We start from the raw sequence: 18,038 nt of genomic DNA, 5'->3' as shown, positions 1-18,038 counted from the left end.
GAGGGATGAGCACCTCGCACAGAGGCCGCCGACGGCGACGCGTCTGCTCCCGCAGCAGTCGAAGCTCGCCAGTGGCGGTGACGGCGAGGGTGCGGGGACAGGCTCTCACCCGCCGTGATCTGGGGACCGCTTCACAAGGCCGGGCCCGCCCGTGCAGGTGGGGCCTGTGCGGGGCGGACCCGGGTGCGCGGCGGGCTCAGTGCGGGTGGCCCATGTCCAGGCGGTCGGCGCCCCAGGCCGTACTCAGCGCATCGACAGGCACCAGTTCGATGCGATCCCGCGCTTGCGCAGGCGGGTGATCGGCGGGGCCATGGAGGTGGCACTGGTCATGAACGGTTCCCCGGGGGCCGCGGGCCGGACAAGGACCGTCAGCCCACCGGGGCCCTCTCACCCGCGGTGGCGAATCCTGGGTGCGTCGCCCGAGGAAGCAGGCGAAGGTGCCCGGGAGCGCGGGTGCGCTCCCGGGCGGGGGGGGCGCCACCCGTGCGGCCTGCGGTGAGTGGCAGCTGGTCCCCGGGGAGTACGGGCCGCGCTCGGCTCGGGGTCGTGGCCGACCCCGAGCAGGGCGGCGCGGCGCAGTAGCCCTCGGAGAGGGACGAGTTCCGCGGACCAGAGACCCTGACCGTCGGTGAATGACCCTCGTAGCACCCTCGGCAGGGAACGGTTTCCGCGAGCCGGAGTTCCTGACCGCCGACGCACGGCCCTCGTCCGGGACACCGCGGTGTGCGCCCAGAGGTGGACGGGTGGCGGGCGGGGTTCTCAGGCGGTCTCCTCGATCGGGTGCTCCTCGACGGAGCGGGAGTCGGTGAGGCTCAGTGCGCCGCCGCCGGCGATCAGGCCGACGACGACGGCGAGGAGGGCGTAGGTGATGCGCTCGCCGTGGAAGAAGGACGCGATGAGGTCGCTGCTCCAGGTGCCGGCGGGGAGCTGGGTGGTGACCAGGACGGCGATGAGGGTGCCGACGACGGCCGTGCCGACGCTGGAGCCGACTTCCTGGGCGGTGTCGTTGAGCGCGGCGCCGATGGAGGTGCGGTTGGCCGGCATGGCATCGACGAGGGCGACCGCGCAGATCGTCATGACGGTGCGCAGGCCGATGGTCATGAGCACCATGCAGACCGCGATGACGGCGTAGCCGTGCTCGACGCCCCAGGCGAGCCCGGCAAGTGAGCCCGCGAGGAACCCTGCGCCCACCAGGCAGGCGACGCGATGCCCGAAGCGCCGGGCGAGCCACTCCGACAGCGGGGTGGCCAGGAGCATGGTCGCGATGATCGGCAGGTTGGCGAGGCCGGCCCGCACCGGGCTCCAGCCGTAGGCGTACTGGAAGTGCAGGATCAGGCCGAACATGACGCTGGCCATGGCGATGGACGTGCCGATCTGCGCGAGGGCGGCGCCCCGGACGGTGCCGCGGGAGAAGAGGCGCAGATCGAGCATGGGGGCGGCCGTGCGGCGCTCGTGCCGGACGAACCAGAGCGCCGCGGCGAGGGCACCGACGACGGACGCGAGGGTGATCGTGGAGAGCCAGCCGTGCTCGACGCCGCTGGTCAGGGAGTAGCAGGCGAGGCCGATGGCAGCGACGCTCAGGACGGCGCCGGGCACGTCGAGGGAGTCCTTGGTGAGGTCCTGCGGGCGGTCGGCCGGGACGCCGAGCCGGACACCGACACCGGCGATGACCGCGATGGGGGCGTTGACGAGGAGCAGCCACTCCCAGGACACATGCGCCAGCGCCGTCCCGCCGAGCAGCGGGCCGAGGACGAATCCGGACATGCCGACGACGATCATCACGGTCATGGCGCGCATGCGGAGCGCCTTGTCGTCGAAGAGCCGGAAGACGAGGGAGTTCGTGATCGGCGCCATCGCGGCAGCGGCTATGCCGAGTCCCGCGCGCAAGGCGATGAGGCCGCTCGCGGAATGGACGAGGAGCACGCCGAGGCTGAGAACGCCGAAGACCGCGAGCCCGATCAGGAGCACGCGGCGGCGCCCGAACCGGTCCGCGATGGATCCGGCGGTGAGCAGCAGCCCCCCGAAGGTGAGCGAGTAGGCGCCGGTCACCCACTGGAGGGCGGTCGTGCCCGCGCCCAGGTCGCGGCCGATGGTGGGCAGCGCGATCGACAACAGGGTGTTGTCGACCATCTCGACGAAGAAGGCCAGGCAGAGCGCGGCCAGCGGGATCCAGGCCGCGCGCAGCGACGGGTAGGTGCGGGGCAGGTGGGTGAGCGTGGCGGTGGTCATGGCGCACTCCTCTCGATCGAACGCGGTTCGAGTATCGAACGCTGTTCCATTGGGTACGATAGAACAGCGTTCGATCCGATGCAAAAGTCCGGTCCCGAGTGAGAGGTGCACGCCATGGCACGCCAGCAGTCCCGCCCGGGCAGGGAACGCCGACGCGCTTCGCACTCGATGGAGTCCGTCCTGGGAGAAGCGGTCGCCCTGCTCGACGAGGCAGGAGCTCCCGCCCTGACCTTCCGGGCCCTGGCCCAGCGCCTGGGAGGAGGCGTCGCCAGCATCTACTGGTACGTCGCCAACAAGGACGAGCTGCTGGACCTCGCCACGGACCACGTCATGGCCGACGTCCTCGCCGGTCTCGAGAAGCTCCCGCCCACCCAGGACGCGGTCGACGACCTGCGCGCGATGGCCGTCACCCTCTTCGACGCAGTCGTCCGCCGCCCGTGGCTCGGCGCGTACTTCATGCGCAACACCGACGTACAGAGCAACTCCCTGCGCATCTACGAGATGCTCGGCCGGCAGACCCTGCGCCTCGACCTCACCGCCCGCCAGCGCTTCCACGCCGTCTCAGCAGTCATCGGCGTCGTCGTCGGCTCCGCCGTCGACATGGGCCAGGAACCACCCCAGGAGATCCTCGACGGCGCGGTGAACCGGGACGAGTTCCTCGGCCGCTTCGCCGGGGCCTGGCGAGAACTCCCCCCGCAGGAGTTTCCCTTCGTCCACGAGATCGTCGACGAATTCGACGGCCACGACGACACCGACCAGTTCCGCTCCGCCCTGGACCTCACCCTGTCGGGCCTCCGCCTCCAGGCAGGCCTCTGACCGCCCCCGTACACGGCAACCACGACCACCCGCGGAGAAGCTCGGCCTGGGATCGGGAGCGACCACGGCCGCCCGAAGAACACGACACCCGAGTGGCCCTTGAACTGAACGGGGCTGGAGCGACAGCTCGCCCGGGTCGTTCTCACTGCCCCGCGGCGCGGCCGATGAGTCTGCCTCTCCCGGCCGGTCCACACTCGTGACAGCCCAGGAAAGGACACCGCCATGTCGGAGCTTCTCGTCGACTTCATCACGTCCCTCGACGGCTGCGCCTCAGGAGAGGGATGGCCCGGGTTCTGGGGCCTCGAAGGCCCGGAGTACCTCGCGTGGCTCGGCGAGCAGCCCGAGGTCACCTATCTGATGGGAGCGAACACCTACCGCCTGATGTCGGGCTTCGCCGCAGGTGAGGTCCCCACCGGCCAGGACGAGTTCAGGCCCGAAGAAGAGGCGTCCGTCGACGAGCTCACGCAAGCGTCCAAGGTGGTGTTCTCCTCCTCGCTCGAGGAGCCACTGACGTGGGCCAACTCCACGCTCGTCCGCAACGACGCCGTCGAGGCGGTCCGCGCCATGAAATCGAGCGGCGTCGGCCTCCTCAGCACGATCGGCAGCCTCAGCCTGTCCCGCTCCCTGCTACGAGCCGGACTCGTCGACCGCTTCCGCGTCGTGATGTTCCCGGTGATCACCGGGGCCACGGGCGAGGAACGCATCTACGACGGCTACCCGGACGTCGCGCTGGAGATGACCGAGCACCGCACCTTCGACGGCCGCATCCAGCTGGTCGAGTACACACCGCGCGTCCTCGACCACCCGCCGCTCATCGTCCCTGCGTGACGTCGCCCCGCCCACCGGCCGCTCCCACGCCGTAGCCGACTGGCGCTGACAGGGGTGGTCAGTCGACCGTCGTCGCCTTCGCCGCGTCCGGTATCTGTGGGGCGGTCACGCGGTGGGACAGCGGGTCCACGACACTACGGCTCCCGACGGGGACGGCGCCGACGGAGCCTGTCAGCGTGATGCCGAGGGCGGCCAGGGCAGCACTCTTGGCGAGGAGCAGTCGTCCCGGGCGGTGGGGCGACCTGGTCGTCGGCTCCGCCTTCGTGGGCGTGGTCCGGCCGCTCGGGAGCGTACCGGGCGAGCGGCGGACTCCGGAGGGGTGCCCGGGGTCCCCGGGCGGCGCCGCCGGCTCTGCGGCGTGCGGGGCGTCGCACGCGTCGGGGATCGGCAGCGCGGCCAAGGCCTTCTGGCAGGTGCGGGCGTCGGGACGGCTGGAGGCCTCGTGCGCCGTCATGGCCTTCAACAGCTCGCCGAGCCCTGGGGGGAGTCCGTCGGGCAGCTGCGGCGGGCGGTGCAGCCGTGCGAGTGCCGCCTCCAGGGGCCGGCCGTCGTACTCCCGTTCGCCCTTGAGGGCCTCCAGGAGCACGAGTCCGAGGCTGTAGACGTCGGCCTGGGGCCCCGTGGTCCGGCCGAGTGCCTGTTCCGGTGCCATGTAGCAAGCCGTTCCCATGAGGATGTCCTCGCCGTCGGTGGCCGGGGCGGCCACGCTGCTCACGGCGTCGTCGGGCGCGGCCGTGGGGTCGTCGGCGGCGGCGAAGCGGCGGGAGATCCCGAAGTCCGTCAGGCGCGGGGCGTCCGTCGGGTCCAGGAGGATGTTCGACGGCTTGACGTCACGGTGCACTATTCCTGTTCCGTGCACATGGGCGAGTGCGGAGGACAGTGCGACTCCCATGCGGCAGGTCTCGGCCGCCGAGAGCGCGGAGCGGGCGAGGCGCCGGCGCAGGGTCGTCCCTCTGACGAGCTCCATCACCAGGAAGGGACGGCCTTCGTCACGACCGGAGTCGAAGAGGGTCACCAGACCGGGGTGCTGCAGCTGGGCCAGCAGGCGTCCCTCGTGGTCGGAGTGCTCCTCCGTCCGGGTGTCCCCGCGGCGGAAGACCTTCACCGCGACGGGCCTGCGCAGCCGGAGGTCCACGGCTTCGTAGACGTCGGCTGCTCCCCCTCTCCCCAGCAGGGCGTCGAGCCGATACCGGCCGGCGACTGCGTGAGCCGTCAGCCGGGTGTCGGGTTGGACGCGCCACGGACGGACCTGCATCTCGGTTCTCCCTGTGTTCCGTTGTCGCCTTGTGCCGTCCGCCTTTTCGTCGACGAGCGGTGTGCCGCCCTTCGCCCCGCCCAGTGCGGACCCTCCGGCCTGGGGCGCTGGTCGCCACCGAACGTCGCGGCCGTGCGGCCGCCGCGTGGGGACCTCGGGGTACGGCTGCCCCGGATGTCCCGGGACATCCCTGTGACGTCCGCGCATTCGGCCGACGCGGGCGGCCGGTCGCTTTCGGGCGTCCGCGCGCGGGCGGTGGAGGACACCTTCCGGGTGCTCCCTGGGGAGGCGGCGTGAGCTCTCTGCCCGTCGCGGGTGGTTCGCAGTACCGGAGGGTTCGGGGGAACGGGCTCCACTGCGCCCGACCGTGCGCCCGCGCGCCCCTGCGTGAGGGATGGCCGTGGCCGGATCTCGCCGCCACGATGAAGCGCGTCCCGTCCCGCCCGCCGCGGACGGGAAGGTGCGTGTCCGGCGGCGCCAGAGGTCAGGACCGTTCGCGCGTCACCACTTCGGCGATCCATACGGGGGGATCCATGGGCAGGCGCTGGTTGATCACGGGGTGCTCTTCAGGCCTCGGAAGGGCATTGGCCGCCGCGGCGGCACGGGCGGGGCACGAACTCGTGGTCACCGCCCGCAAGACCGCGGACCTGGAGGACCTCACCGCCGCCTGGCCCGGACGGATCGTCCCGGTGCCGCTGGAGCTGCGGGACCCGGCCTCGTGCCAGGAGGCCGTCCGGACGGCCGTGGACCGCCTCGGAGGCATCGACGTCCTCGTCAACAACGCCGGCGTCGGTCTGTTCGGAGCGGTCGAGGAGGTCTCCGACGCCGAACTCCGGGAGCAGCTGGAGATCCTGGTCGTCGGGCCCTGGAGGCTCACGCGGCTCGCCCTGCCCCTGATGCGGGCCCAGGGGCACGGCCACATCCTCAACGTCTCCTCCGTCGTCGGCCGGATGGCCTTCCCGGGCCTCGGCGCCTACGTGGCCGCGAAGCACGCGCTGGAAGGCATGAGCGAGGCTCTCGCGGTGGAGGCGGCCCCGCACGGCATCCGTGTCACGGTCGTCGAACCCGGCATGTTCGCCACCCGCTACGGCACCGCCATGACGGAAGCCGCCCACCGGGTCCCCGCCTACGACGTGACCAACCGCGAGATGCTCGAAGGCGCGCGCGGACTCGCCGACAGCCCCGAGACCGGACGTCCCGACGACTACGCGGCACGGGTCCTGGCCATCGTCGACACTGAGGGCCCCACGCCCCTGCGCATCCCGGTCGGCGCCGACGCGTACGGCTATCTGGACGTCGCGGAACAGGCCGCCCGCGAGGAGTACGCCGCGGCGCGGGCTCTGGTCGACGGGCCACCGCCCGCCGTCTGACGGGCCGTCGCGCATCGCCCTGGGCCGCGAGGCCCCGGCAGTGGGGGGGCCTCTTCCGCGCGCCGCACCGTCTGCCTCGCCCGGAAGAGGCCCCCGCACCCGCGTCGGCCGTCGGGCCGCCGGGGGCGGTGCCGGTCGTGCGGACCGGAGGCGTGCGGGGCGGTTGTTACCCGTGCGTTCCGCATGGGTGGAAGGTGACAGCGGTGACTGTCGGGGCCCTCGGGGGACGTGACAGCGTCGTGTCCGTCACCGACCGAGGGAGTGCGCAGTGAACAAGGGGTACGCGGTGTTCTGCGACGCCGACCGTCACTTCTACGATGCGCCGCACCGCCTGGTCTTCGCCGAGGGAGCGGGTGGCTCCCTCTACGGGGCGGCCACCCTCCCCGTACCCGAGGGCTGGACGTCCCACCGTACGGGCGACTGGCTCGCCCTGCGCCCCCTGGACCACGCGCTCCCGTCGCAGGGCTGGAAGATCCACGTCTCTGCCTGTCTCGACAACGCGGAGGCGATCCTCGCCACGGTCCGCGCGTACTGTCTGGGACAGGGCGTGGCCTTCAAGTTCGTCCCCAGCCGCTACCTGCTGCACCAGCGCAACGCCAAGTACGCGGACCGTTCGGCGAGCGGCAAGTTCATCACCGTGTATCCGGCCGACGACGAGCAGTGCGAGCGCGTGGCCACCGATCTGGCGGGGCTACTGGAGGGCCGGCCGGGTCCGTACATCCTCAGCGATCTGCGCTGGGGCCGGGGCCCCGTGCACCTGCGGTACGGCAGCTTCACCCTCCGCCACTGCTACGACGAGCACGGGGAGCTGCGGCCGGCCGTCGAGGACGGGTCAGGCACGCTCGTACCCGACCGGCGCGATCCCGTCTTCCACGTGCCCGCCTGGGTGACTCCCCCCGCCTTCCTGCGTCCGCACCTTGAGGCCAGGGCCTCGGTGACCGTCCAGGACGTGCCGTACGACATCGAGAAGGCCCTGCACTTCTCCAACGGCGGTGGAGTGTACGAGGCCCGGGACCGGCGGACCGGGCGGCGGGTCGTCCTGAAGGAGGCGCGGCCGTACGCCGGTCTCGCCGCCGACGGCGCGGACGCCGTGACGCGGCTGCACCGCGAGCGCGAGGCGCTGGAGCGGCTCTCGGGGCTCGCCTGCACGCCGGAGGTCCTCGACAGCTTCACGGTGGGCGACCACCACTTCCTGGCGCTGGAGTTCGTGGAGGGCAAGCCGCTCAACACCTTCTTCGCACGGAGGCATCCGCTGATGGATGCCGATCCGCCGGCGGAGCGGCTCGCCGAGTACACGGAGTGGGCGCTGCGGATCCACGGGCTCGTCGAGCGGGCCGTGGCCGCGGTGCACGCACGCGGGATCGTCTTCAACGACCTGCATCTGTTCAACATCATGGTGTCGGAGGACGAGTCCTCGGTGGTGCTGCTGGACTTCGAGGCGGCCCAGCCCGCCTCGGAGGGCGGTCGCCAGACGGTCGCCAACCCGGCGTTCGTGGCGCCCGCCGACCGGCGGGGGTTCGATGTGGACCGGTACGCCCTCGCGTGCCTCCGGATCGCACTGTTCATCCCGCTCACGAGTCTGCTCGCGGTGGACCGGGGCAAGGCCGCGCACCTGGCGGAGACCGCCGCGGCGCGGTTCCCGCTGCCCCCCGGTTTCCTGGCCGAGGCCGTCCGGGAGATCACGCGCGACCCGGCCGGCGGCCGGTCCGGCGGGAACTCGCGGGCGCCCGGCGGGAGCTCGCGGGCGCCCGGCGGCCGGTCCGGCGGGAGCTCGCGGGCGCCCGACCGTCCGGCGGACCGCTCCCGGTTCCTGCCCACGGAGCCGGTCGACTGGCCGAACAGCCGTGACTCCATGGTGGGCGCGATCCTGGCGGCGGCGACACCCGAGAGGGAGGATCGTTTCTTCCCCGGGGACATCGCGCAGTTCGCCACCGTCGGCGGGGGCATGACCTTCGGACACGGCACCGCCGGAGTGCTCCACGCCCTGCACGAGAGCGGGGCACCCCGATGTCCGGAGGCCGAGGACAGGCTCCTGCGGCACGCCAAACAGCCCGACTCCGGCACACCGCTCGGCTTCTACGACGGGCTCGCCGGTGTCGCGTGGACCCTCGAACGGCTCGGGCACACGGCTGCCGCGCTCGAACTGGCCGCACTCGTCGTCGAACAGGACCACGAGGGCCTCGCCCCCGACCTGTACGGAGGGACGGCCGGAGTCGGCCTCGCCCTGGACGCCCTGGCCACCGCCACCGGTGAGAGAGACCTCCACGCGGCGGCCCTGCGCTGCGCCGAGCTGTCCGCCCGCCCGCTCCGGGCACCCGCCCGACCGGCGGGAGCGGCGGGAGCGGCGGGAGCGGCGGGAGCGGCGGGCAAGGTGCGCACGGGACTCCTGCACGGCTCCGCCGGACGGGCCCTGCTGTTCGTACGGCTCTTCGAGCGCACCCGGGACACCGCCCTCCTCGACCGCGCCGCCGAGGCGCTCCACGACGACCTGAGCCGCTGCGTCCGCGGTGCCTCCGGGACCCTGCAGGTCGACGAGGGCTGGCGCACGATGCCGTACCTCGGCGCCGGCAGCGTGGGCATCGGGATGGTGATCGACGACTACCTCCTCCACCGGCGCGACGACGCCCTGGACCGGGCGCGCCGCGAGATCGTGCGGGCGGCGCAGGCCACCTTCTACGCCCAGCCCGGTCTCTTCCGGGGCGTCGCCGGAATGGTGCTCCACCTCGCCCGTACGAACGTCGGCGGGCCCGGCACGACACCGGAGGACGTACGCCGCCAGGTCGGCTGCCTGAGCTGGCACGCCATGTCCTACCAGGGCCGACTCGCCTTCCCAGGCGAGCAGATGATGCGCCTCTCCATGGACCTCTCGACCGGTACGGCGGGCGTCCTGCTCGCCCTCTCCTCGGCCCTGGGCGACCGCCCGGCCCACCTGCCGTTCCTTCCGCCGCTCCCGCGGCCCCACGAACCGGCCCCGTGAGGGGTCGCCCCGCACCACCCGTCCCCTACGAAAGGAAACGATCATGAACCTCTTCGACCTTCAGTCGCTGGAGACCCCCAAGGACGAGGCCATCGGCGATGTCGAGACCGGCAGCCGCGCGAGCCTCCTCCTCTGCGGTGACAGCAGCCTCAGCGTCACGACCTGTAACTGACCCGATCCGGCTTCCCGCACGGCGTCCCGAGCGCCGGCGAGGAGTCACGGGGCCCCGGGAGCGCTGCTCCCGGGGCTCCGGCCGTCGGGGCCGGACACCGGCGGCCCGACGGGGACGTCGCTCCCGGAGAGGAAGAGAGGAGGTCCGATGGCCTCGCCGACCGGTTCCGACCGGCTGCTCCGCGGCTCCGTACGGCACACCGCGGGCACCACAGCGGCGCTGCTGCTCTGCTCGGTCGCCGGCGCGGCCTGCTCGCTCGCCGTACCCGCGCTCGCCGGCCGCACCCTGGACCTGCTGCTGCGTCACCAGCCCGAGGCGGGGACGTGGCTGCTGTGGACCGCCGTACTGCTCGCGGCCGAAGTCCTCCTGGAGACCGGCTCGGTGCTCCTGACGCAGCTCACCAACGCCCGCGCCACCGCCTGGATCCGACTGCGCGCCCTGGGCGGGCTCCTCGGCACCGCGCCCCACCGGGCAGCACCCCACTCGGGCGGCGACGTCGCCGCCCGGCTGTGCGTCAACGCCACCGACGGCGGCACCGCCCCCGCGGCCCTCGCGACCTCGGTGTCGTCCGTGCTCGTACCGATCGGCGCACTCGTGGCCCTGGCGCTCATCCACCCCTGGACCGCCGCCGTCTTCGTGGCCGGTCTGCCCCTGATCCTGCTGCTGCTCCGCGCGTTCGCCACGCAGTCCTCCGACTCGGTCGGCCACTACCAGCAGGCGCAGGGCGCCGTCGCCGCCCGACTGGCCGAAGCACTCGGCGGCGCCCGAACCATCGCCGCCGCCGACACGGCACAGCACGAGGAGGAGCGCATCCTCGCACCGCTGCCGGACATGACACGGCACGGTACCCGCATGTGGCTCGTCCACGGCCGCGCCGTGGCCCGCAGCGGCGTCCTCCTGCCCCTGCTCACCACGGCCGTGGTCGCGGTCGCGGGATTCGCTCTCGCCGCCGACGAGGTCAGCGTGGGCGGGCTGCTCGCCGCCTCGCGGTACGCGGCGCTCGCCGCCGGGATCGGAGGCATCGCGGCACCACTCGGCACCCTGGTCCGAGCCCGCAGCGCGGCAGGCCGCACCGCCGAACTCGCCGATCTGGCGCCGATGTCGCACGGCTCCGCGGTCCTGCCATCCGACGCGCCCGGGGACCTGGAACTGCGGGGAGTGCGGGTGACGCGCGGCGGCGTCCCCCTGATCGCGGACGTGACGCTCACGATCGACGGCGGGTCGACGGTCGCCGTCGTGGGCCGCTCCGGAGCGGGCAAGTCGACTCTGGCCGCCGTCGCGGGCCGACTGACCGACCCCGACGCCGGAAGCGTCCTCCTGGACGGAGTCCACCTGGCGGAACTGTCCCGCTCGGAGCTGCGCGCGGCGACCGCGTACGCCTTCGCTCGTCCCGTCTTCGACGGCGGGGCCACCCCCACCATCGGCGCTGCGCTGGCCGTCGGGACCGGGCCCGCCCGGAGCCCGACCACGCCGACGAGCGTCCGGGACGCCGCGACGGCCGCCTGTGCCGACACCTTCGTCCGACTTCTGCCGCTGGGCTACGAGACCCCGGTGGACGACGCCCCGCTCTCCGGCGGCGAGGCCCAACGCCTGGGTCTGGCACGGGCGTTCATCGGCCGGGGCCGTCTCATGATCCTCGACGACGCGACGTCGAGCCTCGACACGGCCACCGAACGTCAGGTGGAGACCTCCCTCGCCACGCCGTCACGGGCGTGCACCAGGCTGATCGTGGCCCACCGGGTGTCCACGGCCGCCCGGGCGGACCTGGTCGTCTGGATGGAGGCCGGCCGCGTGCGGAGGTCCGGACCGCACGTCCTGCTCTGGGAGGAACCGGAGTACCGCGCGGTGTTCACCGCGGAGGCCCGGCCTGCGGACGCCCCGCGCTGGTCCACCGGGCCGGAGGCTTCACGGGAGACCGCCGGCTCCGGCGCTCTGCCGTCGTCGGTCGTCCCGGGGAAGGGAGCGGGCGAGTGACGCCCGATCCGGGCCCAGGGCGGGCGAAGGAACCGACCACGCCGAAGGCGACGGACCGTCCGGCACCGGCGACCGCCTCCGACGAAACGGGCTCGGCGCAGCGCGTCACCAGTCCGGCACCGGCTGCCGCCCGCGGCGAAACGGACGCGACCGGGAGCGTCACCTGTCCTGCACCGGCCGCCACCTCCGGCGAAACGGACTCGACCCGGCGCGTCACGGCCTCGCTCCGATCCCTCCTCATGCGCCGCAAGGCAGTCCTGGCGAAGCTGGCGGCCTGGTCGGTCGCCGAATCCGCGCAGACGTTCCTCGGCGGCTACTGCGTGGCCCGCTCCCTCGACGACGGATTCCTGAGGGCCGCACCCTCGACCGGGCTCCTCTGGCTGGCGGGGGCCGCCGTGGCCATCCTGCTCGGCGCTCCCGTCGTCCGGGGCGTCTTCGCCCAGCTCCCCCACCTCACGGAACCACTGCGCGACCAGCTCGTACGGGGGTCGGTGGTACGCGCCCTGCGCACCGCCACGACCACGGGCGGGGGCATGGACGCCACAGCGGTGTCCCGGCTGACGAGTCAGACCGAGATCGCCCGGGACAGCTTCGCCGGACTGGTGCTCGCCACCCGCTCCTTCGTCTTCGTCGCCGTGGGGGCCCTCGTCGGCCTGCTGTCGCTCGCGCCGCAGTTCCTCCTCGTCGTCCTTCCGCCCCTGGTCCTGGGCCTCGTTCTGTTCACGGCCTCCCTGCGGCCCATGGCGCGGGCCCAGCACCGGTACCTCGACGCGGATGAGGCCGTCGGCCGGCGCGCCGAGATCACCCGCACCGCACTGCGGGACATCGTGGCCTGCGGGGCCCAGGAGACGACCGCCGCGCAGAACCGCCGTGCCGTCGACGAGGCGGCCGCCGCCCAGCGAGCCCTGGCCCGCTGGGCGTCCGTCCGCACGTTCTCGGTGGCGGCGGCCGGACAGCTGCCGGTTCTCCTGCTGCTCGTCACGACGCCGTGGCTTCTCCGCCAGGGCGTCACGGCCGGGTCCGTGGTGGGTGCGCTCACCTACGTCCTCCAGTCGCTGCTCCCCGCGCTGCACACACTGATGACCGTCCTGGGCGCGGCGGGCGCGCGGCTTTTCGTCGTCCTCGACCGGCTCACCCGGCCGATGCCCCCGACCCCGACGCCTCCCCCAGCCCCCGCCGCTGCCCCGCCCGGCCCGCGCCGTAAGGGCCGGGCGGCCACGGCGCTGGAGCTGCGCCGCGTTCGCGCCGCGTACGGCCCCGGGGCACGCCCCGTACTGGACGCGCTGGAACTGACCGTCGAGCAGGGGGAGCACATCGCCGTGGTCGGCCCGAGCGGCATCGGCAAGTCGACCCTGCTGCACGTCGCGGCGGGCATGCTCACCCCCGATCGGGGCGACGTACGGCTCTTCGGCCATGCCGTCGCGGCCTGCCCGCCTTCGGAGCTCACTGCACTGCGCGTGCTGGCCCCCCAGGAGGCGTACGTCTTCACGGGCACCCTGCGGGACAACCTGCGGTACCTGCGGCCCGACGCCGATCGGTCCGCCGTCGACCGGGCCGTGGACGCGCTCGCCCTGGAACCGCTCGTCGACCGGGTGGGCGGGCTCGACCGTACGCTGACGCCCGACGCCCTGTCCCTCGGCGAACGCCAGCTGATCGCGCTGGGGCGCGCCCATCTGGCCCCCGCCCCGCTGCTCCTGCTCGACGAGGCGACCTGCCACCTTGACCCCGTCGCGGAGGCCACGGCCGAGCGGGCTCTCAGCGCCCGGCCGGGAACCCTGGTCGTGGTCGCCCACCGGTTGTCGTCGGCACTCCGAGCCGACAGGATCCTCGTCCTCGACGGCACCCGGGCCCGGTACGGAACGCACGACGAGCTGCTCGCGCGTTCCGCTCTCTACCGCGATCTGGTGGGGCACTGGAACCAGGTCCGGGAGTGAGCGGTCCGCGCCCGCGCTGCGGACGCCGCGGCAGTACTCAGGTCCACCCGGCGCCCTGGGCGATCCGGATGGCATCCACGCGGTTCCGTGCGCCGACCTTGCGGATGACGCTCGCCATGTAGTTGCGGACCGTGCCCTTGGTCAGGAACAACGTCGCGGCGATCTCAGCGACCGGCGCTCCGTCGGCGGCCAGCGAGAGGACGCTCAGCTCACGCCGGGTCAGGGGCATCTCCGCGGCCTGGAGGAACCCGAGCGCGAGCGTGTCGTCGATGTAGCGCTCCCCCTTGGCCAGACGGTGCACGGCCTCCAGTAATCGATACTTCGGGGCGTTCTGGTCGACGAAGCCGCTCGCTCCCGCGGCATGGGCCCGCCGCAGGACCCCCGGCCGCTGCCCGGCGACGAGGGCCAGCAGAGCCGGACGGACACCCGAGCCCTCCCCCGAAGGCGGTGCGGCGGCGTCCACGGGCCGCACCGCCGAGGGCGGCAGACACGCGGCGTCCGCCACGTACACGTCCGGTTCGGACTTCCCCGTCGCCGGGCCGTGCGGCCATCGGGGCAGCGAGGAGACCACCATGACCCCGCCCGACCTCAGCAGTTCGACCAGCGCGGTCCTCAGAAGCTGCGCCTCGTAGACCACCGTCACTCGTATCATTCCCGCCCCTTCGATCCTCCGTCGTGCCAGGGGTGCACGACGCGAGCAGCCACCCCACCCCTCTGCCCTTGCCGCACCGGGCGGAACACCGCACCGGGTGCACAGGGGGCGCACTCCGGAGCTCCTCGGCCGGATCCGGTTCGTCGCTCCGATGGCGAAGCAGGCCGACGGCGTGTGGTGCCGGCCGCGCCGAACCAGGAATGTCCGGATCGAACCCGTACGGCGCGCGGGGACGGGAGTGCCTCCCCCGGGGGGCTGGCGAGTCGCCACGGACTCGCTCGGGCCGATGCCCCGCATCTGCCGCATGTGAGGGCACCTTGAGACACGAAGGCGAGGTCCCACCCACACCCGGGTGGGACCTTGCCGGTGTCCATCTTCGATCAACGGCCCGCCCGTGACGGGACCTTCACCACCTGACTGTCGGTTCGGGTTGCTCGTCGGTCCGTTCGTGGCGATGGGCAGCTCTCGGCCGTGGATCGTGTCGGCGGCACCTGGAACGTCATCGCGTACCTGACGGACCAGCCGTGCTGGACGGCGCCGACCCGGGAGACGACGGGCGTCGTCGTGCCGCCGTTCATCGCCGAGCTGCCCGGCGGCGGCTCGAATCCCCGCCCCGCCTCGGAGCCTCTCGCCACGGTGTGCGCATCGGGAACCATCACGGCCCGGTCCTCCCGCACCACCGGGCCCTGGGCGCGAAGCCGGCCTCGGATCCGCTGCCGACGGTGACGACGGTCGACGGGCTGCCCTCGTCGAGTCCGGGGCGCTGTCGGTCGAGGACTGCGGATTCCGGATGCCGGCCGAGGAGTACGCCGTAGCGATGGCGTTCCCCGGCTCGTACCGGTGTCGAGGCTCGAAGCGGGACCGGGTTTGCATGGCGGGCAACGCGGAGCCCCGCCACATGGCGCTCGACCTCGTCGCCTGCGGAGTCCAGTCCATCTCTTAGCAGGACTGGCATGGGCAAGAAGCCCCGCCTCGCGGGCATCGACTTCGACGGCCGGTGCCGGTACATCCCCACCGGCCCCTGCGGCTGGCACTACGGGCCCTCCGACCAACGTTGGGACTTCGTCGTCACCATCGCCACCGCCCATACCTGTCCGGTCAATCTGCCGCCGTCCAAACCCTTACCGGCCCGGGGGGGACGGCAGGTGCCCAAGCGGGTGGCGCCCGCTCCACGGGGCTGCGGCCGCGCGTCACTCCACCCCCTTCTGCCTCAGCACACGCTGAGGTCACCCGCCGGCAGGCCCCAGGCGCGGATGGCCGCGGTCTTCGGGCCGGCACCGTCCTGCCCGCCGCCTGGCCTGAGGCCGCCGACGCGGTGCTCGACGTCACCGGCGGAGACGTGAACCACGAGCTGTTGATGGTGCGCGACACGGTTCCTCAGGTCATCGGAACGCCGGCCCGCTCCAACGGCGAGCCCCGGAGAGCGCCGACGCCTTGCGCCCGGTCGTGAAGGCCCTCTACTGCCCCGCGAAGGTCTGCGGGAGGGCATCGCGGATGGCGGTGATGAGGGTCCGGCTGGTGCTGAAGGCGGCGGCCATGGCCTGGGCGGGGTGGGTACCGGCCTGCTGGTGGAGGACGACGCCGAGGATGAGACGGGGGGTTCCCTCGATGTTCTTGGTGGCGGCCCACATGAGGTTGCCGCCGGCCGGGGTCGAGGAACCGGTCTTCAGACCGATCACCCCTTCCTGGCCAAGGAGCTTGTTGCTGTTGCGTATCCGCACACCGGTACCGGGAGCCGTGACCGCGGGCGTGGCGACGATCCTGCGGAAGGCTTCGTTCTTCATGACGGCGCGGGCGAGTTTCAGCTGGTCCCCCGCAGTGCTCTTCGTACTGGACTCAATGCCGGAAGCTCCGGTGTAGACGGTGTGGTCCATGCCGAGTTTCGAGGCAGCCTCGTTCATCTTCTTGGTGAACTCCTCCTGGCTGCCCGCGTCCCAGCGGGCCAGAAGCCTGGCCACGTTGTTACCGGAGGGCAGCATCATGAGCTCCAGAAGCTGACGCTGCGTGTAGTCCCGGCCGGCCACGAGCGGTGCCGTCGACTCCGTTGCGGAGTACGACTCGTCGGCGGCCTGCTGGTCGGCGGTCACCTTGGTGCCCTGCTCGTCCGCGGACATCGGGTGATCGGTGAGGATCACGTGGGCAGTCATGACCTTGGTGATGCTGGCGATCGGCACCGGCGTCTGCTCGCCCCTGGTCCCCAGGCTGCCGAGGCCGTCGACTTCCGCGCTCGACTGCCCTTCCGCCGGCCACGGAAGGTCCGCCGCCCAGCTCTGGACGGGGCCTGACGCGGTGCCCGCGGCGCCGGGGCCGGGAATCCCTGAGCCGGAGAGTTCATTCCCGACGAACGTGTACCAGCCGGCCGCGCTGCCCAGGAGCAGGGCGGCGGACAGGTACGCGGCGGCAGGCATGCGCAGAAGGGCGCGGCAGTGGCGGGGGCCGGCGGAGACGGGAGCGGGCATGGGAGACCTCCAAGGCGGGACGGGTGCCCGATCGGGCACCTGAATTCACCTTCGAGGGCTCGCACTTCCGCAGGAGCGCGCCCCCGTTTCCGTCGCCAGGGGGTCTTGTTGCGGTTACGTTTCAGACGAGGAGGGAGGCAGGTCGAGGGTGGCGGTCGCACCTGCGTCGGGGTCGTTGGCGAAGGTCAGCCGGGCTGCGAGGACACCGGCCTGCCCCAGCGCGATGGTGAGTCCCAGGCCGTGACCGCGTCCCCGGGCAGAAGTCCCCGTACGGAAACGCTGCGGCCCTTCCTCGAGAAGCGCCGTAGGCATACCGGGCCCGTGGTCCCGCACCACGATCCGCCGGCCCGTGACGGTGACCTCCACGGGGACCGCTCCGTGACGGTGAGCGTTGGTCACCAGGTTGACCACGATCCGTTCCACCCTCCGCGGGTCGGTCTCCACCTCAGCGGCGTCTCCGAGGGTGACGAGGGTCTGCGTCCCGGTCCGGCGTACGACGTCGGCCACCAGCTCCCCCAACGGCACCACATCGGTCCGCGCCCGTTCAGCCCCCGCGTCGAGCCGGGAGATCTCCAGGAGGTCCTCGACCAGAGCGTTCAGTGCCAGGGCCCGGTCGCGTACGAGTTCAGCCGCTTCGTCGTCCCGCGGGAGCAGTTCGGCGGCGGTGGACAGGCCCATCAGCGGGGTGCGCAGTTCATGGGCGACGTCCGCGGTGAAACGCCTCTCGTTCTCCAGCTTGCGCTGCAGGGTCTCGGCCATCACGTCCATGGCGGCCGACATCTCGGTGATCTCGTCACGGGCCCGGCCACGGCGGCCGATCCGGGCGTCGAGGTCGCCGTCGGCGATGGCGCGGGCGGTACGGGAACCGTGACGCAGCCGACGGTTGATCGGCTCGGTGGCCAGGGCGGCGAGCGGCACGATGACCGCGAGGGCGGCCAGCACGGCTTTGATGATGCTGCGGTCCAGGAGCTGGAGGCTGCGTACCTCGGCACTCATGTCCGTCCGGGCGACCAGGACGCGGTCGCCCTCGACGGGCATGACCGCCCACAGCCAGTACCAGTTGGGGGGCTTCCTGTCGTACCAGGTCGCGTACAGACCCTTCGGGTCCTTGGCAGCCAGCGCGCGTGCGAGGGGCGCGTCCAGTTGTCGGGGCGTAAGGATCTCGACGTCGAGGGGCGCGGTGCCGGTACGGGTGTACTCGCGCTCCGCCGCGGCCAGGCGGGCGCCGACGCGTTGTTCGCCGGTACGGTCGCCACGCTCGGACATCTCCTGGTGGACGAGCACGCCGATCACCGCGCCCACCGCGCAGCAGGCGGACGCGGTCAGGGCCGCGATCTTCCAGCGCAGGGCGCGTGGGTTGAAGAGTGCCATG

General features: G+C 72.7%; 14 protein-coding genes. 8 read left to right on the top strand and 6 right to left on the bottom strand.

Annotation, left to right across the window (positions count from 1 at the left end):
- Nucleotides 1-759: 759 nt before the first annotated feature.
- Entirely contained in the window at nt 760-2,229 is a 1,470-nt protein-coding gene (locus ACZ4XX_RS32070) for an MFS transporter (RefSeq protein WP_468511370.1), read from the bottom strand.
- Between the two features lie 168 nt (nt 2,230-2,397).
- Here ACZ4XX_RS32070 and ACZ4XX_RS32065 point away from each other — a divergent pair, with 168 nt between their 5' ends.
- On the top strand, nt 2,398-3,045 hold the full coding sequence (locus ACZ4XX_RS32065; protein ID WP_468511393.1) for a TetR/AcrR family transcriptional regulator: 648 nt from the start codon (nt 2,398-2,400) through the stop codon (nt 3,043-3,045).
- A 222-nt stretch (nt 3,046-3,267) separates the two neighbouring features.
- A complete protein-coding gene (locus ACZ4XX_RS32060) occupies nt 3,268-3,873 on the top strand; it encodes a dihydrofolate reductase family protein (RefSeq protein ID WP_468511369.1) in 606 nt (201 codons plus the stop codon).
- Between the two features lie 58 nt (nt 3,874-3,931).
- Here the strand turns inward: ACZ4XX_RS32060 and ACZ4XX_RS32055 are convergent, their stop codons facing one another.
- The gene (locus ACZ4XX_RS32055; RefSeq protein WP_468511368.1) at nt 3,932-5,128 is read right to left on the bottom strand and encodes a serine/threonine-protein kinase; all 1,197 of its coding nucleotides are present in this window, start codon (nt 5,126-5,128) and stop codon (nt 3,932-3,934) included.
- Nucleotides 5,129-5,661: 533 nt separating this feature from the next.
- Between ACZ4XX_RS32055 and ACZ4XX_RS32050 the strand changes: the two genes are divergently transcribed.
- From ACZ4XX_RS32050 to ACZ4XX_RS32030, 5 genes are all read left to right on the top strand, one after another.
- Nucleotides 5,662-6,498, top strand: coding sequence for an SDR family oxidoreductase (locus ACZ4XX_RS32050; protein ID WP_468511367.1), 837 nt, complete (start codon nt 5,662-5,664; stop codon nt 6,496-6,498).
- 268 nt (nt 6,499-6,766) lie between these two features.
- Nucleotides 6,767-9,475, top strand: coding sequence for a class III lanthionine synthetase LanKC (gene lanKC / locus ACZ4XX_RS32045; protein ID WP_468511366.1), 2,709 nt, complete (start codon nt 6,767-6,769; stop codon nt 9,473-9,475).
- A gap of 43 nt (nt 9,476-9,518) precedes the next feature.
- Nucleotides 9,519-9,647, top strand: coding sequence for a mycelium formation morphogenetic lantipeptide SapB (gene ramS / locus ACZ4XX_RS32040; RefSeq protein ID WP_015037662.1), 129 nt, complete (start codon nt 9,519-9,521; stop codon nt 9,645-9,647).
- Nucleotides 9,648-9,794: 147 nt separating this feature from the next.
- Nucleotides 9,795-11,621, top strand: a complete 1,827-nt coding sequence (locus ACZ4XX_RS32035) for an ABC transporter ATP-binding protein (RefSeq protein ID WP_468511365.1) — start codon at nt 9,795-9,797, stop codon at nt 11,619-11,621.
- A gap of 239 nt (nt 11,622-11,860) precedes the next feature.
- The gene (locus tag ACZ4XX_RS32030; RefSeq protein WP_468511364.1) at nt 11,861-13,555 is read left to right on the top strand and encodes an ATP-binding cassette domain-containing protein; all 1,695 of its coding nucleotides are present in this window, start codon (nt 11,861-11,863) and stop codon (nt 13,553-13,555) included.
- Nucleotides 13,556-13,592: 37 nt separating this feature from the next.
- Here the strand turns inward: ACZ4XX_RS32030 and ACZ4XX_RS32025 are convergent, their stop codons facing one another.
- A complete protein-coding gene (locus ACZ4XX_RS32025) occupies nt 13,593-14,207 on the bottom strand; it encodes a LuxR C-terminal-related transcriptional regulator (RefSeq protein ID WP_468511363.1) in 615 nt (204 codons plus the stop codon).
- A gap of 471 nt (nt 14,208-14,678) precedes the next feature.
- Between ACZ4XX_RS32025 and ACZ4XX_RS32020 the strand changes: the two genes are divergently transcribed.
- Entirely contained in the window at nt 14,679-14,933 is a 255-nt protein-coding gene (locus tag ACZ4XX_RS32020; RefSeq protein WP_468511362.1) for a hypothetical protein, read from the top strand.
- 484 nt (nt 14,934-15,417) lie between these two features.
- Here ACZ4XX_RS32020 and ACZ4XX_RS32015 read toward each other — a convergent pair whose 3' ends face one another.
- The 3 genes from ACZ4XX_RS32015 to ACZ4XX_RS32005 all read right to left on the bottom strand — a co-directional run bounded on the left by ACZ4XX_RS32015 (nt 15,418) and on the right by ACZ4XX_RS32005 (nt 18,037).
- Nucleotides 15,418-15,555, bottom strand: coding sequence for a hypothetical protein (locus ACZ4XX_RS32015; protein ID WP_468511361.1), 138 nt, complete (start codon nt 15,553-15,555; stop codon nt 15,418-15,420).
- A 109-nt stretch (nt 15,556-15,664) separates the two neighbouring features.
- Nucleotides 15,665-16,666, bottom strand: coding sequence for a D-alanyl-D-alanine carboxypeptidase family protein (locus tag ACZ4XX_RS32010; RefSeq protein ID WP_468511360.1), 1,002 nt, complete (start codon nt 16,664-16,666; stop codon nt 15,665-15,667).
- 114 nt (nt 16,667-16,780) lie between these two features.
- Nucleotides 16,781-18,037, bottom strand: coding sequence for a sensor histidine kinase (locus ACZ4XX_RS32005; RefSeq protein ID WP_468511392.1), 1,257 nt, complete (start codon nt 18,035-18,037; stop codon nt 16,781-16,783).
- Between the last annotated feature and the right edge of the window lies 1 nt (nt 18,038).

The organism is Streptomyces sp. NPDC029956 (genome assembly GCF_055574655.1).
Note: the sequence above shows the minus strand (reverse complement) of the source record. Positions and strands in the feature narration are given on the sequence as shown.